At 45.4% G+C, this 24,930-nt stretch carries 23 protein-coding genes; 7 read left to right on the top strand and 16 right to left on the bottom strand.

Annotated elements, in window-relative coordinates:
* Window positions 1-43: 43 nt before the first annotated feature.
* The 4 genes from rlmB to FHS57_RS13105 form a co-directional block, all read right to left on the bottom strand.
* The gene (gene rlmB, locus FHS57_RS13120; RefSeq protein ID WP_183974318.1) at window positions 44-832 is read right to left on the bottom strand and encodes a 23S rRNA (guanosine(2251)-2'-O)-methyltransferase RlmB; all 789 of its coding nucleotides are present in this window, start codon (window positions 830-832) and stop codon (window positions 44-46) included.
* 87 nt (window positions 833-919) lie between these two features.
* Window positions 920-1,180: a 50S ribosomal protein L27 gene (gene rpmA / locus FHS57_RS13115; protein ID WP_028524866.1), complete on the bottom strand. Its 261-nt coding sequence runs from the start codon at window positions 1,178-1,180 to the stop codon at window positions 920-922.
* Between the two features lie 45 nt (window positions 1,181-1,225).
* Window positions 1,226-1,537, bottom strand: a complete 312-nt coding sequence (gene rplU / locus FHS57_RS13110; protein WP_028524867.1) for a 50S ribosomal protein L21 — start codon at window positions 1,535-1,537, stop codon at window positions 1,226-1,228.
* Window positions 1,538-1,625: 88 nt separating this feature from the next.
* A complete protein-coding gene (locus FHS57_RS13105) occupies window positions 1,626-2,441 on the bottom strand; it encodes an Fpg/Nei family DNA glycosylase (RefSeq protein ID WP_183974316.1) in 816 nt (271 codons plus the stop codon).
* Between the two features lie 161 nt (window positions 2,442-2,602).
* Between FHS57_RS13105 and FHS57_RS13100 the strand changes: the two genes are divergently transcribed.
* Complete coding sequence (locus FHS57_RS13100) at window positions 2,603-3,868, top strand: DEAD/DEAH box helicase (protein WP_183974314.1); 1,266 nt, start codon at window positions 2,603-2,605, stop codon at window positions 3,866-3,868.
* 9 nt (window positions 3,869-3,877) lie between these two features.
* Window positions 3,878-5,200: a hypothetical protein gene (locus FHS57_RS13095; RefSeq protein WP_221225623.1), complete on the top strand. Its 1,323-nt coding sequence runs from the start codon at window positions 3,878-3,880 to the stop codon at window positions 5,198-5,200.
* Here FHS57_RS13095 and FHS57_RS13090 read toward each other — a convergent pair whose 3' ends face one another.
* Window positions 5,201-6,478, bottom strand: coding sequence for a sensor histidine kinase (locus tag FHS57_RS13090; protein WP_183974310.1), 1,278 nt, complete (start codon window positions 6,476-6,478; stop codon window positions 5,201-5,203). It abuts the gene before it with no gap.
* Window positions 6,479-6,484: 6 nt separating this feature from the next.
* Here FHS57_RS13090 and FHS57_RS13085 point away from each other — a divergent pair, with 6 nt between their 5' ends.
* Complete coding sequence (locus tag FHS57_RS13085; protein ID WP_183974308.1) at window positions 6,485-7,189, top strand: 2'-5' RNA ligase family protein; 705 nt, start codon at window positions 6,485-6,487, stop codon at window positions 7,187-7,189.
* 120 nt (window positions 7,190-7,309) lie between these two features.
* Here the strand turns inward: FHS57_RS13085 and FHS57_RS13080 are convergent, their stop codons facing one another.
* From FHS57_RS13080 to FHS57_RS13050, 7 genes are all read right to left on the bottom strand, one after another.
* Window positions 7,310-8,752 (bottom strand): sigma-54-dependent transcriptional regulator, encoded by a 1,443-nt coding sequence (locus FHS57_RS13080; protein ID WP_183974306.1) that lies wholly within the window; start codon window positions 8,750-8,752, stop codon window positions 7,310-7,312.
* A 226-nt stretch (window positions 8,753-8,978) separates the two neighbouring features.
* Window positions 8,979-10,151, bottom strand: a complete 1,173-nt coding sequence (locus tag FHS57_RS13075; protein WP_183974304.1) for an ABC transporter permease — start codon at window positions 10,149-10,151, stop codon at window positions 8,979-8,981.
* 5 nt (window positions 10,152-10,156) lie between these two features.
* Window positions 10,157-11,407, bottom strand: coding sequence for an ABC transporter permease (locus tag FHS57_RS13070; protein ID WP_183974302.1), 1,251 nt, complete (start codon window positions 11,405-11,407; stop codon window positions 10,157-10,159).
* An 11-nt stretch (window positions 11,408-11,418) separates the two neighbouring features.
* Entirely contained in the window at window positions 11,419-12,084 is a 666-nt protein-coding gene (locus FHS57_RS13065) for an ABC transporter ATP-binding protein (protein WP_183974300.1), read from the bottom strand.
* 86 nt (window positions 12,085-12,170) lie between these two features.
* Window positions 12,171-13,628, bottom strand: a complete 1,458-nt coding sequence (locus FHS57_RS13060) for a TolC family protein (protein WP_183974298.1) — start codon at window positions 13,626-13,628, stop codon at window positions 12,171-12,173.
* 7 nt (window positions 13,629-13,635) lie between these two features.
* Window positions 13,636-14,886, bottom strand: a complete 1,251-nt coding sequence (locus FHS57_RS13055) for an efflux RND transporter periplasmic adaptor subunit (RefSeq protein ID WP_183974296.1) — start codon at window positions 14,884-14,886, stop codon at window positions 13,636-13,638.
* A gap of 152 nt (window positions 14,887-15,038) precedes the next feature.
* Window positions 15,039-16,046: an Rpn family recombination-promoting nuclease/putative transposase gene (locus FHS57_RS13050; protein ID WP_183974294.1), complete on the bottom strand. Its 1,008-nt coding sequence runs from the start codon at window positions 16,044-16,046 to the stop codon at window positions 15,039-15,041.
* A gap of 243 nt (window positions 16,047-16,289) precedes the next feature.
* Here FHS57_RS13050 and FHS57_RS13045 point away from each other — a divergent pair, with 243 nt between their 5' ends.
* The 4 genes from FHS57_RS13045 to FHS57_RS13030 all read left to right on the top strand — a co-directional run bounded on the left by FHS57_RS13045 (window position 16,290) and on the right by FHS57_RS13030 (window position 21,352).
* Complete coding sequence (locus tag FHS57_RS13045; protein ID WP_028524879.1) at window positions 16,290-16,754, top strand: (2Fe-2S)-binding protein; 465 nt, start codon at window positions 16,290-16,292, stop codon at window positions 16,752-16,754.
* 10 nt (window positions 16,755-16,764) lie between these two features.
* Window positions 16,765-18,894: a xanthine dehydrogenase family protein molybdopterin-binding subunit gene (locus FHS57_RS13040; RefSeq protein ID WP_183974292.1), complete on the top strand. Its 2,130-nt coding sequence runs from the start codon at window positions 16,765-16,767 to the stop codon at window positions 18,892-18,894.
* 130 nt (window positions 18,895-19,024) lie between these two features.
* Window positions 19,025-20,416 carry a dihydrolipoyl dehydrogenase gene (gene lpdA, locus FHS57_RS13035; protein ID WP_183974290.1) on the top strand — a complete coding sequence of 464 codons (1,392 nt, stop codon included), beginning with the start codon at window positions 19,025-19,027 and terminating at the stop codon, window positions 20,414-20,416.
* Window positions 20,417-20,578: 162 nt separating this feature from the next.
* On the top strand, window positions 20,579-21,352 hold the full coding sequence (locus FHS57_RS13030) for a hypothetical protein (RefSeq protein ID WP_183974288.1): 774 nt from the start codon (window positions 20,579-20,581) through the stop codon (window positions 21,350-21,352).
* A 3-nt stretch (window positions 21,353-21,355) separates the two neighbouring features.
* On the opposite strand, the gene FHS57_RS13025 is transcribed toward FHS57_RS13030, so the two are convergent.
* Genes FHS57_RS13025 through FHS57_RS13010 form a run of 4 tightly spaced genes read right to left on the bottom strand, consistent with a single transcriptional unit; the run spans window position 21,356 to window position 24,708 of the window.
* Window positions 21,356-21,862 (bottom strand): hypothetical protein, encoded by a 507-nt coding sequence (locus FHS57_RS13025; RefSeq protein ID WP_183974286.1) that lies wholly within the window; start codon window positions 21,860-21,862, stop codon window positions 21,356-21,358.
* Window positions 21,863-21,919: 57 nt separating this feature from the next.
* Window positions 21,920-23,050, bottom strand: coding sequence for a hypothetical protein (locus FHS57_RS13020; RefSeq protein WP_183974284.1), 1,131 nt, complete (start codon window positions 23,048-23,050; stop codon window positions 21,920-21,922).
* Window positions 23,051-23,087: 37 nt separating this feature from the next.
* On the bottom strand, window positions 23,088-24,239 hold the full coding sequence (locus FHS57_RS13015) for a Ppx/GppA phosphatase family protein (RefSeq protein ID WP_183974282.1): 1,152 nt from the start codon (window positions 24,237-24,239) through the stop codon (window positions 23,088-23,090).
* A gap of 19 nt (window positions 24,240-24,258) precedes the next feature.
* Window positions 24,259-24,708: a hypothetical protein gene (locus FHS57_RS13010; RefSeq protein WP_183974280.1), complete on the bottom strand. Its 450-nt coding sequence runs from the start codon at window positions 24,706-24,708 to the stop codon at window positions 24,259-24,261.
* Window positions 24,709-24,930 lie beyond the last annotated feature (222 nt).

Below are 24,930 nucleotides of genomic sequence, written 5' to 3'. Positions count from 1 at the left end.
GATTTTGAAATGACCCGCCTCATAGCGGTTTTGACGTGTATTTTTATCCCCGTTGGCGGGCTGCCTCGTAGATAATCATGCCCGCAGCTACTGATACATTCAACGAAGCTACTTTTCCAATCATTGGAATTTTTACGGCCATGTTTGCGCGGCGAATCACATCAGTGGATACGCCATCTTCTTCCGAGCCCATTACAATAGCCGTAGGAGTCGTAAAGTCAATATTTGAAGTAACCTGTGCTGCTTTTTCAGTACAAACCACTACCTGAACACCGCTATCTTGCAAATACTGCACTGTATCTATCAAGTTATTTTCACGACAAACAGGAAGGTGATTGAGCGCACCTGAAGAGGTTTTGAGTGCATCGCTATTGATTTGAGCCGCTCCACGCATGGGAACTACCAATGCATGAACACCCATACACTCAGCCGTACGGGCAATAGCTCCAAAGTTACGGACATCGGTGATGCGGTCGAGTAGCAACAATAACGGCACTTCGCCTCTTTCATAGATGTCAGCCAATACGTTATGAAGCGAAACGTAGCGAATCGCCGACATAAACGCAATGACTCCTTGGTGATTTTTTCCCGTAATATTATTCAGTTTTTCCATCGGAACGCGCTGAACAGGTATTTCGCGCTCATTGGCTAACTGAATCACTTCGGCGAAACTCTGTTCGCGATAGACCATAATTTTATCAATTTCGGTCCCTGCGCGGAGCGCTTCTAAAAGCGGTTGTAACCCAAAAATAAGCTCTTTTTCGCGAGCCTTGTCCACGGGTTTAGTGGTATGAATGCGGCGTTTGGGGTTTTCGTCTCGTTGGTATGCCATGGGATTATTTTTTAGAGCATGGTAGCAAAAAACCCGTCCGAATATCTTCAGACGGGTTTTTTACCAAAATTTCTCTGTAAAAAATGCTTATGCTTCAGCCAATTCGATATGAACAAATGACTTGTTGTCACGGCCACGGCTAAACTTAACCACACCGTTTGTCAAAGCAAAAAGCGTATAATCACGGCCTACACCTACGTTACGACCTGGGTGGTATTTAGTACCACGCTGACGAACGATGATGTTACCCGCTACGGCTGGCTGACCACCGAAAATTTTAACGCCAAGGCGTTTACTTTCTGATTCGCGACCGTTTTTCGAACTACCTACACCTTTTTTGTGTGCCATTTCTTTAGGTATTTAAAAATTTCAAAAAGCTATTTAAGAAAAAAATTAAGCTACGATTGCGTCGATTTTAACCTTAGTCAAAGCTTGACGGTGACCGTTTTTCTTCTCGTATCCTTTACGGCGTTTCTTTCTGAAAACGATTACTTTCTCTCCCTTAAGGTGTTCTACGATTGTAGCCTTTACACTCGCACCGTTTACCGTCGGCGCGCCTACGCTGATGGCACCTGCATTGTCCACCAACAAAACTTTGTCAAATACGAGCGCAGCGTCCAAGTCACCAGCCAAACGGTTGGTGAAGATTTCTTGGCCCTCTTCTACTTTAAATTGCTGTCCCGCGATTTCTACGATTGCGTACATGATGATTATGATTAAAACAGTTTTTTCCAAAAATGGAGTGCAAAAATAAGGGATTCCGTAGGATTTAACAACTTCTGTTTGAAAAATATTAGGGAATTACTTGACATACAGGGCAAAAGTACGTAGCTCGCCCGCCTACTCGGGTCTGCACAATGTCGGCGTGGCCTTCGGGGCAGCGTTTGTGCTGGTCGGGATGCTCAAAGGGCGAAGCGTCCCACTCACGGGCATGAATCAAAAACGAGCGTGGAAAAAGTCCATAATTGGCCTCGTGCTCGATGGCTGTACGCAATACAAACCCAATCGCTGAGTGAATCTGCTCAAGCTCCGACGGAGTAAGTTCATTAGCCAACCGCTCGGGGTGTACTTTGGCTTGAAACAAAACTTCATCTACAATCCAGTTGCCAATCCCCGCTACGGTACTTTGGTCAAGAAGCACAGGCTTAATCGGAGACTTACGTTTTTGGATAGTTTCAGTCAATTGTTCCAAGGTAATTTCTAAACCATCGGGGGCAATTTTTTTTCGTTTCAAATAATCTTCTACGCTAGAAACAAGTCCAATGCGCTCAAATTTTCGGGGACAAATAAAACCCAAATTGAAGCCCGAACGAAACACAAAAACGATGCGCGCGTGGCGAGGCCGAGGCAACGACGAATGATAATACTCCAAATCGCCCGTCATCCCAAAATGAAGATGGAGTGTGTGCCCTCCGTCCGTAAACGCAAACAAATTTTTGCCCACTCGCCGCGTAGCCGCAAACGACTGTCCCACAAGCGTTTCAGTGAGCGTAGCGTAGTCGGTTGTAAGCAGCTTTCGGTCTTCTACCTCAATAGCTTCTATGGCTTGGTGAAAAGAAGTGGCTTCAAAATAATGGCGGTAGGTTTCGACTTCGGGTAGTTCAGGCATGGTTAACTCGCATTAGGTTTGGTTTAGTAACCATTTTTGACGCCTATTTGATTTCGATTTAGCTTACTTTCGATGAGGTTTTTGGCCTAAAAGCGCACTTAGTGTCAAATCACCAATCTACTTCGTACCTTTGCAGAATCAACCTCTGATATTAGCTGCAAATGAAGTTTGAAGATTATCACATTTCTGGCGTTGTAAAACAAAACCTCGAAAAACTAGGTTTTCGCCGCCCCACCGACATCCAATACAAAGCGATTCCGTCGATTTTGAAAGGAGAAGATGTATTGGCTATTGCTCAAACGGGAACGGGAAAAACGGCCGCTTTTGCGATTCCGATTCTTCATTTACTCCACGAGCGCAAACGCAATTCGCGCCGCCCCGACGGCATAAAGTGCGTGGTCATGGTGCCTACGCACGAGTTGGCGCTACAAATCACGGAGGTATTTGAACGCCTTGGCAAAGGAAGCGACGTAAAAACGTTGGCGTTGTTTGGTGGGGTAGCCCAAGACCCGCAAATCGCCCGCCTCGACAAGGGGATGGACATTGTGGTAGCCACGCCAGGGCGTTTGTTTGACTTGGTGAGCCAAGGTCATTTACGCCTCGAACGCGTGGAACTATTGGTGCTCGACGAAGCCGACCACATGCTCGATTTGGGCTTTATCAAAGACATTCGTGATTTGCTCAAACACTTGCCTCGCCGTCGGCAAACGCTGTTTTTTTCGGCAACAATTGATGATAAAATCAAAAAACTGGCCTATTCCATCATTCACAGCGCGGCCATTCGGATTCAGATTTCACCCAAAGACCCCGTCTCTAAAAACGTTGACCATTTTGTGACGTACGTCGAGATGGACGACAAACGTTTTTTCTTGGAACGCCTCATCAACGAGCACCCCGACAGTAAAATCATGGTGTTTGTGCGGACTAAAGTGCGCGCCGAACGGGTGGCTCATGCGCTCGAACGCATGGAAATTCAAAGCATGACGTTGCACGGTGACAAAGAGCAAAAAGAGCGTTCGTTGGCACTGGGAGCGTTTAAAAGTGGCAAAACCAAGGTGTTGATTGCGACCGACATCAGTGCCCGTGGAATTGACATTCCGAACGTGGACTATGTGGTTAACTACGACTTGCCCGATGAGGTCGAAAACTACGTACACCGCGTGGGGCGTACAGGCCGTGGGACACAACGCGGAAGCGCGGTATCGTTTTGTAGTACGGAGGAAAAACCGAAATTGACCGCCATTGAAGAATATGTAGGAAAGCCCGTTACGGTACTCCAACTCAGCAAAGCCGAATACGACGGTATTGTGGACACAAGCAACGACCCCGCAGGCAATATTAAGTCGCTTCTCCAAGAAATTGAAGACCTCGAAGCCGACAAAAAACTCCGTCAGGGGAGAAAGAGAGGAAAGAAAAAACGAGGATAGAAATAAATTATGAGGCGTTTCTTTACGTGCCACATTCATTTGTTATTATTATTCTTGCTGAATTCAACCAGTGTATTGGCTCAAAGTACGGGGCTGCAACGCCTTTATGCCTCAATTTCAGCACCAATAGACTCTACATTTTCCAAAAAGACGTATAGGGAGATATTGATAAATTCGAATGGCGAAATAGATTACATTTCGTCACTTAAATTCCAATTAGCCAATAAGAGCTTTTATAATACTCAAGGAAGACTACGTGACTACTATTACGACACAGGAATTGCTGCAACATTTATTGGCGACTCCCGCAGTGCTATTGCTTTTTTTGACAGTTCCGAAAATGTAGGTCGCACCAAAAAAATCGAACTTAGTGAAGCGAGTATCAAGCGTTATGATAGTTTAGCTTTAGGCAACATCAACCAACTTTACGCCTCCATTGACACGTCAAAAATTGTGATGCTGAACGAGTCTCATCACAAGAGTTTAAATCGTGTTTTTGCTTATACTTTACTTGATTATTTATACAAAAAAGGGTTTCGATATTTAGCGGCGGAAGCTTTGCATAACCCAACTAATCAATACATCCATCGCGCCAATTTTATTCCATCCCCCTCTCTTGGGTATTATGCCTTAGACCCAATGCTGTCTGAGTTTTTTCGGTATGCTATCCAATTAGGATTCACCCTTGTCCCGTACGAATTTGTAGGGGATATGATAGACCGAGAAGCCATGCAAGCCCATACTATATCAAACGTGTTACTGAAAAATCCCAACAGTAAGGTATTTGTCTATGCAGGCTATGGACACATTGAAAAAACATTTGACGAGTTAAAACCAATGGGGTATTTCTTAAAATTGTTTACAGGAATAGAGCCTCTATCTATCAATCAGCAACAATATACGGAAGGAAATACCAATAGTGTCGCTCAGTTGGGATATCATTATCTAGTTCAAAGACATAATATCAAGAAGACGGCTATTTTATTGAAAAACGGCCAACCCTTTTACAGAAATAAACCCAAGACGTACGATTTTTACCTCATTCATCCGCCGACAATCACTGATAAAGCTCGCCCCGATTGGATACAAGCATTCGGTATATCCAAAGAAAAAGTAGTCGTTTCAACATTTAAAGAAAACTGTTTTTTGGTTCAAGCTTATTACCAAAAAGAGGTCAAAAAGACGAAAAATATCCACTCACTCATACCTGCTGACCAAACCTACGACGGTTTTCCTACTTATACGCTCTATCTCCCCAAGGGCAAGTTTATCATCGTACAAAGAGATATTCAAAACAATATTATTCATCAAGAAAATTTGACGGTGAAATAATCAAAACCCCACTCGAAACACCGTTTTTCCCACTTCTTCGGTTTGGAGGGAGGCGGAAAAGCCGTGGTTGTGCAAAATCTCGCGGACAAGGGTGAGGCCAATTCCCTGACCGTTTTTCTTGGTAGAAAAAAATGGGGTAAACAACTGAGCCGCCACGTCGGCGGAGATTCCTGAGCCGCTGTCGATGATTTCCAACTGGGACGGTGACGTTTTGAAGATGACTTTTCCACCACGCCCGATGCTCTCAAACGCATTTTTGAGTACATTCACCAGCACTTGCTCCAACTGCTGACGGTCGGCGTCAAGCCAAATCGGTTGGGGATGAAGCGCCCATTCCAACGTTATTTCGCGACTTCGGGCATTGAACTCCATCAATTTGGCCATGTTTTGGAGCAATTCGTGCAAGTCAAGGCGCTGTTTTTGGGGCATTGGTAAACGAACGATGTCCGCAAAGTTTCGCATAAACTGGTTTAGGTGGTCGTTGCGTTCCATCGCTACCCGCACCGCACTTTGGACGTCAGGATTTTCGTCCAAATAATACAAAGTCGAGTCTAAAATCGAGTTAACGGCGCCAATCGAATTGTTGACCTCGTGGGCCATCAAGCGAATAACTTTGCCGTAGGCATTTTTTTCGGCGGCCAAAATCTCCGCCGTTAGTTCTTCCAACATCACAAAATACCGAGGAAAACCGCGGTCGATAAAATGGGCTTTTTGGCATTTAAATAACGCTACTCCGTTGAAATTGAACGTGCGCGCTTCGCCCGTTTTCAAGCGACTCAATGCTTGTAGTATCGGATGTGAGCTTTCGGTCAGCGACAGTTGAAGAAGTTGCCGAGCGGGCATTCCCACTATTTCTTCGGCCTTGGGGTTTAGGTCGGTGATGTGTTGGTCAAAATCCAACATCAATATTCCCGTTGGCGAAGTGGCAACGAGTTTTTGGAGAAAATAATGCTGTTCTTGTTGCTGCGTCCGTTCGGTACGAAGTTGGTCAATCATTTGGTTATAAACCTCAATGAGTTGGTCCATTTCGTACTTGCCCGTTTTTAAAAACTTAACGTTAAAATCGCGGTCGTGAATAGCTTCCACGCCCGTCATCAACAGCTTTAGTGGCTGAATGAGGTCTTGATATACCTGCCACGCAAAAAACAGCGAAAGCAAAATGAACGCTTCCGAAAGAATAAACAGCAGCGGCTTTGTAAAAAAAATAGCGAACGAAAGTCCCAAGGCTACCAAATGAATGATAGCAATAAAAACAATAAATTTGGTGCCTAGTCTCATAACTCCATGAATTTAGAAGCGCATTACCAACAGATGTGGCTCGCGGCCAACGAAGGATTCGCGAAGGGTCTTTTTGAGTACGACCCGTTGATTGACTCTCCCGTTGATACACGTCGTGGTATTACGCTTATTGCGCGGCCGTCGGCAGAAAGTAAGCAGCAAATTCATACGATGCTTGATGCGTTATTTCTCCTAGAACCTCAGCAATATTACTACCCTTTGACGGATATTCATCTGACCGTCTTGTCGATTATTTCGTGTTACGAAGGTTTTTCACTTTCAGCGATTCATCCGCAGGAGTACATTGACCGAATCCGTGAGGTTGTTAAAAAGTATGCGGGTTTTCGGGTGCGTTTTTCGGGCATTACCGCCTCCGCAAGCTGCGTACTTGTACAAGGTTTTCCGATGGATGACACCTTGGCGGCCATTCGGAACGACCTCCGAACGACCTTCAAAACGTCGTCGTTGCAGCATTCTATTGATAAGCGTTATAGCATTCAAACGGCGCATTCGACTGTAATTCGCTTTCGTGTCCCGCTCGTGCAGCCCGTTGCTTTTGTGGAGCGCCTTCAAGCATTTTATGCGCACGATTTTGGTACGTTTGACGTCAATATGTTAGAGCTTGTTTTCAACGATTGGTACCAACGTTCCGAAAATTTCCTGCTGCTAGAATCGTTTTTTTTGGGTGTTAATGCCAATCAATTCACGTAAAGTCGCGATGACGCAAAGGGTACAAAAGACTGATTATCTAAGCCTTAGCGGCTCTATGTGAAGTATCAATTAATTTTGCTTTTTGCCTCACTTGCAAATTTGCCCATTTACTTACTTACTTTACTCTTCATCAAAAGGGATATTAAACTTTTCCAAACGTCGGTAAAGTGCGGAACGCGTAATGCCCAACGATTTAGCCACGCGCGCCACTTTCCCGCGGTGAAACTCCATCGCTCGACGAATCATCTGAATTTCCATTTCTTCGAGCGTCATACTGCCCACATCTGGGAGTGATGAAGGAGAAGGGAAGAGTGCCGAATTTTTAGTCCCTTGGTAGTTTTGTTGAAAATCTTCAATCGTTAGCACGTCGCGATGGCTAATCAGTACCGTACGTTCTACCAAATTTTTAAGCTGCCGAATATTCCCAGGCAAGTTCAGGTTTTTTAACCACTGCAATGCCTCTCGCGTTACCTGCAAATGCGGCCGTTGGTAGATTTGGCGTAAGTTATCCACAAAAAACTCCACCAATAGTGGAATATCATTGGGACGCTCACGCAAGGCGGGCAAGTGGATGATTATCAAATTGATGCGGTACAACAAATCTTCCCGAAAAGTACCTTTAGCTACCATTTCTTCGAGGTTTCGGTTCGTGGCGCAAATGACCCGAACATCCACCGATTTGGTTTTACTACTTCCCAACACCTCGTAGGTGCGGTCTTGTAATACCCGCAACAGCTTGACTTGGCTACTGGCATCGAGCTCGCCAATTTCGTCCAAAAAAATGGTTCCTCGGTTCGCCATTTCAAAGCGTCCCGTACGGTCAAAACGAGCGTCGGTAAACGCCCCGCGAACGTGTCCAAACATTTCAGACTCAAAAAGGCTAGTCGAAACGCCCCCCAAATTGACTTTGACAAACGGTCGCTTGGCGCGTTGGCTGTTTTGATGGATGGCTTCGGCCACCAATTCTTTTCCCGTGCCACTTTCTCCCAAAATCAGCACCGAGGCATCGGTATGGGCGATGCGGCCAATGGTCTGTAAAATCTGCACCAACTGCGGCGACTCTCCCACGATTTGTCCAAAATCAAATTGTTTGTCCAACGCACGGCGGGAAAGGGCAGTGGGCAAGGGGCGAGGGGCAATCGGTGAGGAATCTGGCATTTCTTCTGCCCTTTGCTCCTTGCCCTTTGCTTCTGAATGGGCCAACGCCAAAGCCGTCCGAACCGACTGTATTAAATGCGCGTTTTGCCAAGGTTTGTTAATAAAATCAGCCGCGCCGAGTTTCATTCCCTGTACGGCCAAGTCGATGGTAGCCCAGCCCGTAATGAGAATCACGGGCAATGTTGGTTTCAAGGTCTTTAGCTCTTGAAGCATCTGTAACCCATCTCTCCCCGAAGTTTCGTTGGAAAAATTCATATCGAGCAATACCAATGCCACTTCGTGCCGCTTCAGTATCCGAAACGCATCGTCGGGGTTGTGCGCAACAGCCACGTCAAACCCCTCCTTCCGCGCCAAAAGCGAAAGTGAAGTACAAACTGCAATATCGTCGTCAATGATTAGGAGCATGGGGCGTAAATTAGCAAGGGGCAAATTAGCAAAGGGCAAAGGGCAAAAGATAAAAAGTAAGGGGCAAAGGGCAAAATGCAAAGAGCAAAATTGCAATAAGTAAGAGAAAAATTTGCTTTTGCCCCCTTGCTTTTTTGCCTCTTGCCTTTCTTATTTCTTACCTTTCTTACCTTTCTTGCCTCTTGCCTTTCTTGCCCCTTGCTTTTTGCCTTTTACTTTTTATAGGCTATTCTTCATGAAGTACCACCGCAGGCTGCAACACCGATGCTTGGCGGCTTGGGTAAAAGGCACAAATACCGACGAGTATGTATATACCAATGACAGCCAATAACATGCCGAATAAATATACACTTGCCTCCACGTCAAAAACGTTTAGCAGCGGAAACTGAACGGCAAAAAATAGCCCTAAAATCAGGCCAAAGGTGGCGATAACGGCCGTTTCTCCAATAAAATGCCATAAAATTGCTCCCTTAGTAGCGCCCATAGCGCGGCGGACGCCAATTTCTTGCTTGCGGCGATTGATGGTTTGGAACAATACCCCAAACATCCCCAAAGCGACGTTGAAGACCAAAAAGCCGCAGATAATCAACAAAATCAAAACAGGTACCAACACTAGGTTATTACGGTTCGATTTCATTTCGTCCATCTGTTGAATTTCAATGGTCCAATCTTTGCCAAGGCGTGCCAGTTCCCGTACAATTTTGGCTTCCTCCTCGGCTCCACTTCCCGCTCTCACTTTTAATACCATGGTATCGTCCCATTTTTCAGAAGGGCGAAAGAGTGTATTGTCAAGTTCTTGAAAATCACTTTTGTGTTTGTAATAATCAACCATGCCAACCACTTTCATTTTTTTACTTCCTGCCGACTCTTCACCTCCCCCGAATACTTTTCCAACAGCGTCTTCTGTTTCAAATAACTCCTTGGCTAAGTGTTTGGTAATGACGACAGGGACAAAATTGCCCGCAATGTCTGCCTTCGTAAACCAACGACCTTGCGTTATGTTCATGCTCATCGCTTTAGGAAAATCGGGTTCTACGGTGATGACATCGCTCGACGCTTTTTTCTTGTTATAGGCAAAACTGTTGCTCATCGTACTAAACGTAAACGGGGCGTTGGCGCTCGTATAAGAAAAACTTTCTACTTCCCGATAACGCTTCAGTTGCTGGCTGACCAACTCTTTGTACTCCATCTTCGCCGTGTCGCTTGAGGTATTGAAGTTGATAAAAGCCACCCAAACATTGTTGGTTTCTAGGCCAGCGGGCGTCAGGTAGTTTTGAAAATTATACACCCCAAGCGAGCAAACCGCAAACAAGATTAAGAAAGAAAAGAAGATTTCGGTCATCATCAGGGAGTTACTTTTTCTTCGCTTCCAGATGATTTTAAACAAATGTTTTATCATGGCTTTTAATATTTTAAGGCATCTACTACCTGTAATTTTGACATTCTCCAAGCAGGATAAACCCCTGACAACAACCCAAATAATAAGCTAACCAGAATCGCTACCGAAAACACTTTCCAGTTGAAACTTAGGTCGATGTAGGCAATGAGATTGCTTTGGTTAATGTAAAAAATTACCAACGATGACAGAATCAGGGCAATCACACCGCCGATGAGGGTCAGGATGATATTTTCAATCACAAACTGCATCACAAGCGTCTTGCTCGATGCTCCAAATGCTTTTCTCACGCCAATCTCCGACGCCCGTTCCATGATTCGACTCATGTTGACATTTACCAAATTGATGGCAGGAAGCGACATAAAGAGCAGAACAACGCCAAGGAGAATAGAAATAATGAACGCTGACCCGTCGCCGTCGCCTGAACCTTTTAGCTCGCGCGTAAAGCTTACAAAATAGGTGTCGGCAAATACATATAATTTGTCAGGGTTAAACCATTTGTCACCCGTTTTTGTAGGTTTTATTTTAGACGCAACGGCCTTAAATTCTTCCTGTAATTTGAGCTTATCATTGGGATTGTTAGGCAAAATAAGTGCGATATAATCCCCTCGTAAGGCGGTCTTTTTCAAATCGGCTTTTGAAGTGTTGTAGGGGAAATACAAATCTGAAGACGTATGAAGACGCGTGACGGGGCACCCTTTCACTACCCCAATGATGCGGTACTTTACGTTATCGACTTCGAGCATTTTTCCAACGGCGGGCTGTCCTTTTCCTACGTACTGATCCCGCACGTTGTCGTTGATAACCACCACGTAATCGTTGTTAGCAATATTTTGAGCAGTATAGCTTTTTCCTTCTAAGAATTCAAAAGAAGTAACTTCCCAAAAGTTAGCATCGGTGTAGCGATACATCACCTTGATTTTGTGGTTGTTCAGATAAATATTGATGCTGTTGAACATACTCACTGCGGCCACTTTTGCGGGCGTTTTGAGCGTCCGAATGTACGTATTGATAAACGAAAAACTAACAGGGCCTGAACTTGAGCCTTCATTTTTGGTATCTTTTTCCTTGATATTCCACACATAAAGTGAGTTATCGCGATTTACTTCGGGATAACCTGCTGATACCAAGTGGTCGAAAAAAGCCGTGACCACCACCAAGATAGTGAGCGTAAAACTGATGCCAAACAAACTGATAAACGTAAAAAACTTTCGACGTTTCAGCACGGCAAGGGTGATTTTTAGGTAATTAAATAGCATAGTTTTAAAAATTAGGATACCTGTGAACCGTCAAATAATCGAATCAAACGATGTGTGCGTTTGGCCATGTTTTCGTCGTGCGTTACCATCACAATCGTGGCGTTATCGCGCTGGTTGAGCGTGAGTAAAATATCCATAATCTCGTTCCCCATGTTGCTGTCCAAATTTCCCGTTGGTTCATCGGCCAAGATGATTTCGGGTTGTCCTACGATGGCCCGCGCAATGGCCACGCGTTGTTTTTGTCCACCCGAAAGTTGGTTGGGATAGTGTTTCATGCGGTTGCTCAGCCCTACTTTTTCGAGTGCTTCTGAGGCCAAGCGACGGCGTTCTGCACTCGACACGTTGCGGTAGAGCAAGGGCAATTCCACGTTGTCCAAGACAGGTAAGTCATTAATCAAATGGAAGCTTTGGAAAATAAACCCGAGGGTTTGGTTCCGAAAACTCGCCAATTGCGCATCCGAAAGACCGTTGGTTTGTTTTCCGTCAATCTCCACTTGCCCCTTCGAAGGCTCGTCGAGTAGCCCGATGATGTTGAGCAGGGTACTTTTTCCGCAACCCGAAGGCCCCATAATCGACACAAATTCTCCTTTTTCGACGCTCAAATTCACTTTGTTGAGCGCGACTGTCTCTATCGTGGTTGTGCGATAGACTTTTTCGATGTTTTTTAGCTGTATCATGGATTGTTTTTGGTTTTACCTCATCGCCTCCCCTGTAGGGAAGGAGAATAACTCTCTCCTCCCTACAGGGGAAGGGCAGGGTGGGGTTATTTTAATTTACTGTTGGTTTCAAAATCGTACAACGTCAACTGACGGAGTTTATAATAGGCGCCCCAATAATCGCGCAAGGCATAGATATAATCGCGCTTAGCTTGGTCTTTTTCGGTAAAAGCAATGCTCAAATCCGTAATGCTCAAGTTGCCTAATACGTAGCGTTCTTGGGCTATCTTGTATTTTTCTGAGGCAATGCTATCGGCTTCGACGGTAAGCGCCAACTGGTCGCGAAGCATCTCAAAGAGAGATACTTGGGTGTAAATTTCTTGGCGAAAATTTTGTTGGTCTTGCTCCACGGCATACTGCGTTAGCTGGCGCTGTGCTTCGGCGGTTTTGGTACGCGACTTCGACCGTCCCCAATCCAAAATCGGGATGTCAAGTTGTAGTTGAACGGTTTGTTGGTCTTGAGGTTTGCGGTACAGCTCAGGCACGGTTTGCCCTCGGTTCGAAAACCCCATCGTAGCCGTCAGTGTGGCATTGAGCCCATTATCGCCTTTGGCTTTGGATACAGCCCGCTCTGCCTCTAACTTTCGGCGACTAAATCCAATGGCATCGGCCCGATTGGCAAATGCTTCCGCAATGGCCTTCTCCGTTGATAATACCATTGCAATAGGAGGGCGTGGCGTATTCAAAACGAGTTTTCCTTCGTTTTGAAGGCCAATAAAGCTTTTCATATTGAGCGACGCGATTTCTAAATCACGCTTCGACACGCCTACTGCTTTTTGGGTTTTGAGCAACTCCAACTGCAATTGAAGAATTTCGTTGCGGCTTGTTTTTCCCAATTCAAACTTCTCCTTGGCTACTTTTAGAATCGCATCGGTATTGGTCAAGTTGGTTTCGGCAATCTGTAAATTGACTTGTGCCAACAACAAATCGAAAAACAATCCACTGGCCTGCAACGAAATTTGTTCCAACGATTCTACGTAGGCTTGTTGGCTTTCGTTGAATTTTAATGGCTCAATTTTTTTGTCCCACTTAAACGAGTTGAAGCGTAGCAACGGCTGCATATACCCAACGGCAAATGGGGTACCGTTGTAAAGGGTATTTTTACGGTCAAAATCATCAAAACGCTGCAACTGCGATGTCGCATAAATGCTTCCTCCCGTGGCAGCAATACTTTGGCTCAGAGACAGGTTCAAGGAAGAGTTGTTGTTCCGAACGGGTTGAAACTGAATCGTTCCATCGGGCTGACGCACTTCAATAAACGACCGACTGAAAGCGGGCAAATTTCCGTTGAGGGTTAGTTGCGGTTTGTAATTCGACAAAAACGTACGGTATTCCCAGTACTTAGTTTCTTTGGTAGTAGCCGCCTGCCGTGCCGAAATCGACTGATTACGAGCCATTTCTACTACTTCCGAAAGGGTCACCCCCACTTGCCCCCAAAGCTTCCCTCCTTGCCCCCCAAAGGACAGTATAAGTGCAATAAATGCGGATAAATATCTCTTTTTCATGCTGCTGTTAGGGAATAAGTTCGACCTCTTTCGCGTTTTTAAACTTGCTCATGTCTGAGATAATCACCTTTTCTCCCGCTTTGATACCTTCCAAAATCTCGACATAATCAAAGTTGGCCAAGCCGACCTTTACCGTGCGACGCTCGGCTTTCCCGTCGTTGCGAAGGACAAACACATCCTGAACAGGAACTCCCGTGAAACCTGCGCCATTGGCCACCCGAACAACTTTCGAATGCGCATCCGTAATTGGAAAGACTTCGACCTTCATTTTAGGGCGTAGAAGCTTATGCCCTTTCTCGTCGAGCTGAATGTCAAAATTGACAATGTTGTTTTGAACCGAAGGAGAGATATTCGTCAACGTACCTCTAAGCAATGTCTCGTTGACCCTGACCACGACTCCCATACCGATTCGGATTTGTTCGGCATAATTGTCCGAAATAGCCCCGATGATTTTGAACCCACCCAAATCGGCCAAACGCGCCAGCACTTCGCCCTCCGAGACTTTCGAGCCAATGTTTTTGTTGACATAGGTCAATACCCCCGAGCGGTTCGCCGTGATATTTGCTTGTTGCAGTTTGCGCTGAAGTTCTTGTAAATCTTTCGCCTGAATTTGCGCCTCAATTTCCGACTCTTTGATGTCGGCTTTCACCGTTTGTTGCTTAATCCGAATGTCATTTTCTAGTTGGCGTTTTTCGAGTTGGGCGATGCGCAATGTCTGTTCTGCTTGCTCAATGGCCTCCCGTGTGCCTCCTCCTGCGCGAAAGAGTCGCTTGGCATTTTCTACTTCTGCCCGAAAACTATTGATTTTTAAGCCTTTGATGGAGTCGTTGATTTTCAAGTCGTACACGCTTTTATCCAACTCCCAGCGAAGTTTGACGATTCCGTTGCGTTTCAGTTCGAGTTGGTCTTTTTGTTTGTCAAAGCTTAATTGGGTAAACTCTTTGTCCAACTCCAGAATCTTATCCCCTACCTTCACCGAAGCGCCAGGCTCTAGGTACGTTTGCTGAATGACCGCGGTAATGGGGCTAGTAATAACGGCTTCAAAATCGGGCTGTACTTCGCCCGATGCAGTGAGGGTATTTTCAACGTCTCCCACTTCTGCAGTAGCGAGCCGCACGTCTTTTTGATTGATGCTATTTCCAAAGGAATTTCGCAGCAACCATACGGCAAGGACAATCCCGCTTATGCCTACAGCTATCCAAAGCCAACGGCGACGTGATTGTTGCTTTTTACTTTCTTCCGGTAACTCTCTGTCCATTTTTGAAAAATTTTGGCTGTTTTTCTATTAATGGCTTCAATACCTGTACCAGAAGTCAATTGTTTATTTATCAGAATGTTAGCTTTGTTTTAAAAAGGAAAAAGTGTTCGATTTCGAACACTTTGTTTGAAAATGAGAACGATACACAAGTCTTATCGCAAGGCTTCGATTTCTTCTTGCGACAGTCCTGTTAAGCGCATGATAATTTCAATAGGCATATTTTCGGCCAATGCAGAACGAGCAATCAATTTCTTGCTTTCAATCATTCCCTGTTCTATCCCTTTTTCTATCCCTTTTTCTATCCCTTTTTCAATGCCTTGTTCTATGCCTTGTTCTATTCCTTGCTCGATCCCTTTTTTTAGACCCTCTTGTAAACCTTGTTCTAATCCTTCCTGTAAGCCTTCTAAATGCCCTACTGTTTTACCTCTAAGTTCACCTTCTGCGATTGCTGTATCAATCACATTCTTTAAATCTCGGTAATATTTTAGGCTGGCTTCGTACCCTGCTAATTCTGCTGCCGAAAACTTCGCGATTTCAGCCGCTTCAAATAGTTTAGTGAAAATTTTCTCTTGCAAAGCCACAGGGCGCTTTTCCAAATAAGGAAGATGTTTCAATACATACAGCCATTTATCGTAGGCCGTTTCAAGTTCAGCCTCGGTTTTGGTAAAATGAGGCATTTCTAGGTAAATAAACGTCAGTTTTTCGTAAAAAATACGGTTGTTTTGGTCTTTTAGCTTTACTTCGTGGCGGACTTCTTTTTTGTCGCTGTCTTCCGTAAAAACAAAATCTAGTATCCCAACGGTATATATTTCGGCTAATTTAAAATCCCAATCTCCGCGTTTTGCTTGTTCTTGAATCGGAAAAGACGCATAAAATACGCTTCGGTCTTTAAAATAATTTTGTTTCGCTTTTTGCATTTCTACAATAAAGCGCTGACCGTTTGTTCCTACGCAATACAAATCAAAAATGGCCTTGCGGTCAAGTTCTTTTTGTCCAAGATGTTCGTTTTTAGCATACGACAAATCAGCGATTTTATGACGACTCGGTAGGACGACTTCGTTCAAAAAATCAATAAGCAAGTCCTTATTAGGCTCAGAACCAAAGAGTTTCTTGAAACCAAAGTCAGTGAAAGGATTTACGTATTTATCTTCTAAGGCCATGAGCTACTAATTTTAAACAAAGTTACCCTTTTATAGATAAACTTTGACGATGAATTACTTTTGTATTACGTCTAGCTTTTAGACTTAGACGAAATCAACCACCCAAAGTATCAAGCTGTTACCTAGTTGGGTTATTAATCTTGAATCTTCCACGATTCGTCGCGAAAAATAACCTTTCATTGTGTCAAGGCTAACTTTTTAGACTGACTTTATGTTATAGTTCCAACTTTAATCTTCTCTAACATGGCATTATTTCAACTCAAAATCAACGGCAAAAACTATCCTGTTGATGTCGATGCCAATACCCCGCTTTTGTGGGTATTGCGCGACCACCTCGACTTAGTTGGCACTAAATACGGCTGCGGAATGGCCATGTGTGGTGCTTGTACCGTACACGTCAACGGCGATGCAACGCGCTCGTGTGTGCTTCCAATTTCGGCGGTTTCTGCCGCCAACATCACCACCATTGAGGGACTTTCAGAAAAAGGCACTCATCCCGTCCAAGAAGCTTGGGACGAAGTGGATGTTCCGCAATGTGGGTATTGTCAAGCGGGTCAAATCATGACCGCTTCGGCTTTACTTTCTAAAAATCCCAACCCATCGGATAAAGACATTGAAGAAGCGATGGTCGGCAATATTTGTCGGTGTGGTACTTACCACCGTATCCATGATGCAGTAAAAGTGGCGGCAACCAAAATGAAAAAATAACCCTACGAACATGAGCACAAATCAATCCAGAAGAGATTTTTTTAAAACGACTGCCGCCGCAGGTGGTGGCTTGGTGTTGGGGTTTAGTTGGTTCTCCTCGGAGGCTTTTCAGCCTCAAGTGGTGGGCACAGCGGCCGCTGATGCCATCGACTTCAATGCTTACTTAGCTATTTCTCCCTCAGGTACTGTTACCATATTTTCACCCAACCCCGAAATCGGTCAGGGCATTAAAACGGCGTTTCCTATCATCGTTGCCGAAGAACTCGACGCCGACTGGGAAAAGGTTAAAGTGGAGCAATCACCGCTTGATACGAAAAAATTTGAACGCCAACTGACGGGCGGGAGCGGCGCGATTCGCCACTCGTGGGAACGCCTCCGCAAGGCAGGCGCTACAGCTCGCGCATTGCTTATCGAAGCAGCTGCTCAGCAGTGGGGCGTGCCTGCCAGCGAATGCAGCGCCCAAAAAGGGATGGTGATTCACAGTTCGGGTAAAAAAATCGCTTACGGTGACCTTGCCGTTGCAGCCTCTAAACTACCCGTTCCGAAAGAAGTTAAACTCAAAGCCACTTCGTCGTTTAGCCTCATCGGAAGCCGTGTCAAAGGCGTTGACAACAAGGATATCCTGACGGGTAAAAACCTATTTGGGATTGACTACAAACGTCCAGGGATGCTCCACGCCCAAGTTCAGCGTCCGCCTGCGTTTGGTCTTAAACTCAAGTCGTTTGATGCCACCGAAGCCAAAAAAATGCCAGGGATTGTCAATGTCGTTTCGTTTGGAAACAAAGTGGCGATTGTGGGTAAGACCAACTGGGAAGTAATGCAAGCCCGCAAGGCGGTGAAAATTGAGTGGGAAAAAGAAAAAGACCTTGAAAGTTCTGCCGACCACGACCGTTTGTTCAAAGAAATGCTCAACGGCACCAACGTGACGGTACAGCGCAAAGACGGCGATGTAGAGGCTGCTTTTAAGAATGCTCACAAGGTTATCGAGGCAGAGTACCAGTGCCCATTTTTGCCCCACTCGCCGATGGAGCCCATGAACTTCTTTGCCCATTTCAAAGGAGATAGCATTGAGTTAGCGGGCCCTAGCCAAACGCCCGAAGCAGCCCAGAAGCAAATCGCCAAGATGCTCAACATCGCTCCTGAAAAAGTGACGTTGGAACTGACGCGCATGGGTGGCGGCTTCGGACGCCGTCTCAACACCGATTATGCCGTAGAAGCTGCCGAACTATCGAGTATCATCAAAGCGCCTGTTAAAGTAACTTGGACGCGCGAAGACGACATGACGGGAGGTATTTATCGCCCAGCGGTTCGCTATCGTTTCAAGGCGTCCATCGACAAGGCGGGAAACATGACGGCCTTTATGCTCCACGGGGCGGGTTTGAACGCAGGAAACTCTACCCGCCAAGATAACTTCCCAGCGGGAGCGGTTGAAAACTTATTGATTCAATCCTCTGATTATAAATCTCCGATTACAACAGGCCCGTGGCGAGCACCTATCACCAACTTCTTGGCCTATGCCGAACAAGCGTTTTTGGATGAAGTTGCGGCGGCGGCGGGCAAAGACCCCGTTCAATTCCGCCTTGAGCTGTTGGACAAAGCCGAAAAGAGCCCCGTCGGTAAAATCACATACGAAACTAAGCGCTTCCGTGAGGTGATTAAGTTGGCCGCTGAAAAATCAGGTTGGGGTAAAAAGAAAAAAGGCGTCTCACAAGGCTTTAGCGTTTATTTCTCTCACGCATCGTACGTAGCGCAGGTGGCCGAAATGACAATGGCAAAAGGAAAACCTGTTTTGAAGAAAGTGTATGCGGCGGTTGACTGTGGAATCGTCATCAACGAAAGTAGTGCCAAAAACCAAATTTACGGCGCGATTGTCGATGGAATTGGTCACGCCATGTACGGCAATTTGACGTTTAAAGATGGGGCTCCACAGCAAGAAAATTTCAACAAGTACCGCCTCATTCGATACAATGAAGTGCCAGACATTGAAGCTCATTTTGTGAATAACGGCATCGAACCAACAGGTTTGGGCGAGCCTGCACTTCCACCAACGGGAGGAGCATTGGCCAATGCGATTTTCAAAACCACAGGAAAACGCCTCTACAATCAGCCATTTGCCGACCAAGATGGGCCGCTCGGTTAGGGTTTGCGGATAGTTACTTGTCAAACCAACTTTTAAGCCTATTTTTGCGTTCGTTTTCAGGGAGGTTGTTTGCTTTCCCAGCAACAATCTCCCCACAATTCGAACATCCAACTACTCAAAATTAGAAGAAATGGCTTCACAGTACGATGTAATAATTATCGGCAGCGGGCCTGGTGGCTACGTGGCTGCCATCCGTGCCTCACAATTGGGCTTGAAAACAGCCATCGTTGAAAAAGAACACCTCGGTGGAATTTGCTTGAACTGGGGCTGTATTCCCACCAAAGCATTGCTTAAAAGTGCCCAAGTTTTTCAGTACATCAACCACGCCAAAGATTACGGTATCACGGTAGGCAGTGCAGAAGCCGATTTCGGTGCTGTTATTAAGCGTAGCCGTGACGTTGCAAACGGGATGAGCAAAGGGGTAAATTTCTTGATGAAGAAAAATAAAATCGACATCATCGATGGCCTCGGACGCGTTAAGCCTGGCAAAAAAGTAGAAGTTGAAAACGACGGTAAGAAAACCGAATATACTGCCAACCACATCATCGTCGCTACTGGCGGCCGTGCTCGCCAACTTCCTAATGTCCCTATCGACGGTCAGAAAGTAATCGAGTACCGCAAAGCTATGTCGCTCGAAAAACAACCTAAATCGTTGTTGGTGATTGGCTCAGGAGCAATTGGTGTTGAGTTTGCGTACGTTTACGCAAGCATGGGTACCAAAGTAACCATCGTAGAGTTTATGCCAAACATCGTTCCTGTAGAAGACGAAGAAATCTCGAAAGAGTTGGCAAAACAATACAAAAAACTAGGCGTTGAAATCTATACCAACTCAAGTGTTGAGAAAGTAGATACCAGCGGCGCAGGTTGCGTTTCGACCGTAAAAACTCCTTCGGGCGAAATTAAAATTGAGACTGACGTGGTACTTTCAGCGGCGGGTGTAGTCGCCAATATTGAAAACATCGGTTTGGAAGAAACGGGCATCAAGTTGGAGCGTGGCAAAATCGTTACGGACGATTATTACCAAACCAACATTCCTGGCTACTACGCCATCGGCGACGTTACCAAAGGCCAAGCTTTGGCGCACGTTGCTTCAGCCGAAGGTATTATTTGTGTGGAGAAAATTGCAGGAGAGCATCCGCATCCACTCAACTACAACAACATCCCTGGCTGTACGTATTGCTCACCCGAAATCGCCTCGGTAGGTTATACCGAAAAAGCGGCCAAAGAAGCGGGCTACGAAATCAAAGTAGGCAAGTTTCCTTTCTCAGCCTCGGGTAAAGCAAAAGCCGCAGGTGCTCCCGAAGGATTTGTGAAAGTAATTTTTGATGCAAAATACGGCGAATGGCTTGGCGCTCACATGATTGGAACCAACGTAACCGAAATGATTGCCGAAGTGGTAGTAGCTCGTAACCTCGAAACGACAGGCCACGAAATCGTTAAATCGGTTCACCCTCACCCAACCATGTCTGAGGCCATTATGGAAGCGGCTGCCGCTGCTTATGGCGAAGTAATTCACTTGTAAGATAGATACACTGGTAGTGCCTAACTACCTTTGAAAAAAGCCCTTAGCTCGTTTGGTTAAGGGCTTTTTTCGTTCTTATTTTGCAATAATTAAACCACTCATCCGTTTTGGATTGCGAATTAACACCGCAATCACCACCTTCGCGTCAAATCTCACATAGCCATGACTCGTCTCTTATCCTACTTCATTGTATTCGCTACAAGTGCATTCTTTTGTGCCTGCTCTACCGAAAACGAAAAAAAGCCCGTTACGGAAGGCCCCGTTTATACGTTGGTTTTTATGGATAAAACCCAAAGCGTAAACGTGAACAAAGCCTTTGTTACGCAAAAATACCAGCAGATTCTAACCGATTTGGTCGAACAAAACATTCACCAGAAAGGCGATAAAATGGAGGTGTATTTTATTCACGAAAATACCCAAAAAGCCCGCGCGCTGTCGCTCACTTGCCGCACTGAGGTGGACGATGTCAGCCACATGAACGCCACTGACCGCGAAGCGGCCGAAACCACCGCCGACCTCGGCATTCAGCGGGAGCGCATGATTTTCTTGAAGCAATTGTTGGCAAAACTTAATGTGCAGAATGTAGGAGCGTCGCAGCGCCAAACCGACATTTGGGCGAGTTTGCCCGTTATTACCAAAGCGGCTGAAACGGGCGCTGAGGTGCGGGTATATTACCTAAGTGACATGATTGAAAGCATGAAAGGTACCAATCGCCGCGATTTTCACTCAAACCCTCCTAAAGACAACGCGCAAGCCGACGAATGGGCCAAGGCCGACGCTAAACAAATGCAGCAGTATGCCTTGAGTGCATCTTCTATCAAAATTGCGTTACCGTTTGAGCCCACAAGTAGCACCAAAGAAAACAACCCTACGGTGACGCAGTATTGGACAACTCTCCTTCAGGAGTTGGGAGCAGGTTCGGTAGAAGAATTGTAGTAGTTAGCCAAAGAGCTTGCGCCATCCCCACAGCAATAACACGAGCAGCAACGCAAAAATGACCAGTACGTACTCAAACTTGAGGTACGAAAATACTACTATGCGCGTACGATCTACAATCCACATGAGGGCAATGGTGGCAAAAATCATCAATACCAAGCCACTAAGTTTCTGAAATCCTGGGATGTAATCAAACGACACCACGTTTCGGCGAATCAGCCAAAGGGTCAGAAACATGGAGAAAAAGGGAAGAATTTGGGTGTAAATGTTGAAATCGAAGATACTACGCCGTTCAAACAAAAACAGATACACGTTGAGGGTTACGGAGAAAATCCCTGGAATACAAATCAAATAAATCAAGAACGCATAGAAGTAATTCCACGGCGGAATATGTCCTTCATTTTTACCTAGAAGTCCTGCCAAAAACGCCATCAATGGCACTACTGCAAAATAAAAAAGCACCCAATCAGGGCGTTCTCCAATTCGGTCAAAAAACTGTTGTAAGGTCATGGGTTGCGTCAAAAAAAACTTCCCGAAAGGTTGTAGCTTTCGGGAAGTTGCATCATCCTAGTTAAAAATATCTGTAATACCGCCACCCGCATTTTTCTGCTCCGAAGTGAGCTTGTAGTTCGGGTTTGAAATCCGATTAGAGTCACTTACTTCAAACTCGCCTCCTTTGATTTGGTTGGCGAAAGTCTCCAAGCGAGCATACGCGCGTTCGTCGTTTGGATTAAAGTCTCTTACAATGCTGTCCAAATCGCGAATGTTGGCTTGCGTACTGGCAATGTCGCTGGCAATTTGCCCCGAAATCACTTCCAATGCGTAGTCCAACTGCCAATCTTGGCCTTGACCCAGCACCTTGCGAGCGCGAGTGGTAGCATTGTTGGCCGCAGCCATTGCACGAGACTCTGTTTTGAGCAAGTTAATACTCGTGGCAAAATCTTTCAATTTTTCGTCAAACGCGTGGCCGTAGCCTACCAACTTGCGGTCAAGTTTGGCAAACACATTGGCACGAGACCCAAACGTATCCACCAATCGCTTGTACGTTTCTGCTTCCGACACCGCACGATTCCCGTCGCCAATGGCCGCATTAAGTTTACCTTCAAGTTCTACAAAATCATCGGTTTCGCGGGCGTTATCACCTCCTTTTTCCACCATTTTGTCCAGCTTCACTTTCAATACTTTGGCTTCTTCTTGGCAATACACTACTTTTTGACCCGCATCTTTGGCTAGTTTCTCGGCTTTCACCGCTTCTTGTTTCATTTGAATTTTACAAGCGTTGATTTCGGCCTTTACTTTTTCAAATTGTTGACGCGAATCTTTCATCTTGTCCAATTGGTCGTCAAGCTCTCCAAAGGGATCTACTTTAATCAGAAACTTGTGTAACCCACGCACCAAACGACGGAACAACTTAAAAATAAACGGTGCCAACATTACGCCTAATACCACCGTACCTACCACCACCAATGCGGCTAGTGCCTTCGTAAAAGCCGCCACAATGACGGGTAGTACGAACATAAAAAAGCCGTATAAAATCCCCAGCATCAGGATAAGTCCGACAAACCATGCAATGGATTTTTCGCCTTTTTTCCAGTTGGCCATGTTTTCTGGCAACACTTTTAATTTATTTTCTCCACCCTCCAAATGTTTCAAGATAGGCAGGTCGCTCAATTTTGTCAATGCTTGATTATTGTCCATGAGAAAAAGAATTGGTTATACTTTGTCAAAAATAGGTTTATTTAGCTTGAAAATCACCTTTGTACGTATCATAAACGGTGGTGTTGATCCAATACGCATCTCGGGTGAAATAGAAGGTTTTACGTTCTGGATTACCGATTTCGCGAATCGCTTGTAGTACCAACGAAATCCCCGCTAGACACGCATCGCGGTTATATACTTTTTTGGTGGCTTTGTCGAGGTCGCGTACCATCAACTCTTTCAGCTTTGCATCCTTGACGTTATCAAACTTGCGAGTTTCAAACTCCGACCATCCGTCGGGTGTACGAAGCATGTTGTAAAACTTCAATAAATCGTCGTACTTAAACTCGATGATTTCGTCCTGTACTTTTTCGGGTACCAACCACGTGATGAACTGGTACGAAACGCCACCTGTGGTATAAACAATGTTACGAGTTGCCGAGCGAATCTCAGGGTTATCGTTGAGCGACGAACGAATCAGCGGCGCAATGGAGTCTTCGACCATACTTTTCAAATCCTGAACGTAAGCTTCAAATCCGTTGGTACGTTTCAAAATACGTTCCGACAAACGGCGGGCTCCGTACTCGATGTTATACGATTTGAAGGTATAGCGTTCGCGGCCATCGGCTCCAACGTATTTCTGCAAAATTCCTCCTTTGGTGTTTCCCCCGCCCACATCGACCAAAATTGCCGAATCGAAGTCTTCGCGGGCCAATCCTGCCCTTGCGCCGTAGGTGGCTTCCGCTTTGGCAGGCATATTGATGTTTACGCGCATACCAAGGTTTTTCTGGGCTAGTGCGTCTAAATCACCAATGTTAGAAGCAATATTCACCCCCGAAGACGCATAAATGATAAAGTCTTTGTTGGTGAGTTTATACGCTGACTTCACATCTTCCATCATTTCTTGCACAAAAGCAATCGCTTCTTGAATGTCAGCGGGGCGAAGTTTTCCCCCGTTAGTTTCCATGCCTTTTACCAGCCCTACTGTTTCTTGGCGGTCATAAACCAGTTTATAGCGCAGTTTGTTGTTTTGGAAATAAAAGCCCATCACCGACAGCTTTACTCCCTGCGAGCCAATGTCAAACCCGCCGCGGTAACCCGCGTATTTGGGCGTTTGTGCTATTGTTTGTAAGACTACCATGCAAAAAACAAGAAGCATGAGCAAGCCTTTATTGATGTATTTTTTCATGTTTAGAGAAATTTTAACCCTAGATATCTACTTCAACATCTTCGTTGTTTTTCGACTTCTTTTTAGGTTTTGTTGGTTCTGCCGACTCTTTTTTCGTCACCGATTTCTTGGTCGTTGCTTTTGCCTTTTTAGGTGCCGTAGTCGTCACCTTTTTGGCAGGTTCGGCCGCTTTTGCCGCCGCAGGAGCCTCATCAACGGCCACGTCGCTTACATTAGGCTGAGCTTTCTCTTCTACTTTCGCTGGCTCTTTGCTATCCGAAGCCACTTTATCTGTCGAAACCGAAGTGCTTGCTCCATCTGATACCGCAACTGTATCAGCACTCGCCGTCGTTGCTGCTGTTTCTTCCTTTCCGTTTTTCAAAATATACCAAGCCGAGCCACCTAACACGCCTGCAACGACCAAAAAGATGAGTACTTTTGAAAAAGTAGTGAGTTGTGACCAAAATCCGCGTTCTTGTTGAGGTTCCATGATTGGTTAATGATTGTTAATTGTTTTTTGATGTAATAACTAGGCTGCCAAGTAACAGACGAAGTACCGAAACTATTTTAACAGAACCAAGTAAGAATAGCATAGCTACGAATTAATTTGCTGTAAAACAGTGAGTTTGCTTGAATGTTTTGACTGATTTATTGATTTAACGGCTCAAATGTATGAGGTAGTTGGGTGCTATTTGTAAGATTTTTATGAGTG

Origin of the sequence: Runella defluvii (genome assembly GCF_014195535.1) — a bacterium.
Classification (GTDB): Bacteria; Bacteroidota; Bacteroidia; order Cytophagales; family Spirosomataceae; genus Runella; species Runella defluvii.
Note: the sequence above shows the minus strand (reverse complement) of the source record. Positions and strands in the feature narration are given on the sequence as shown.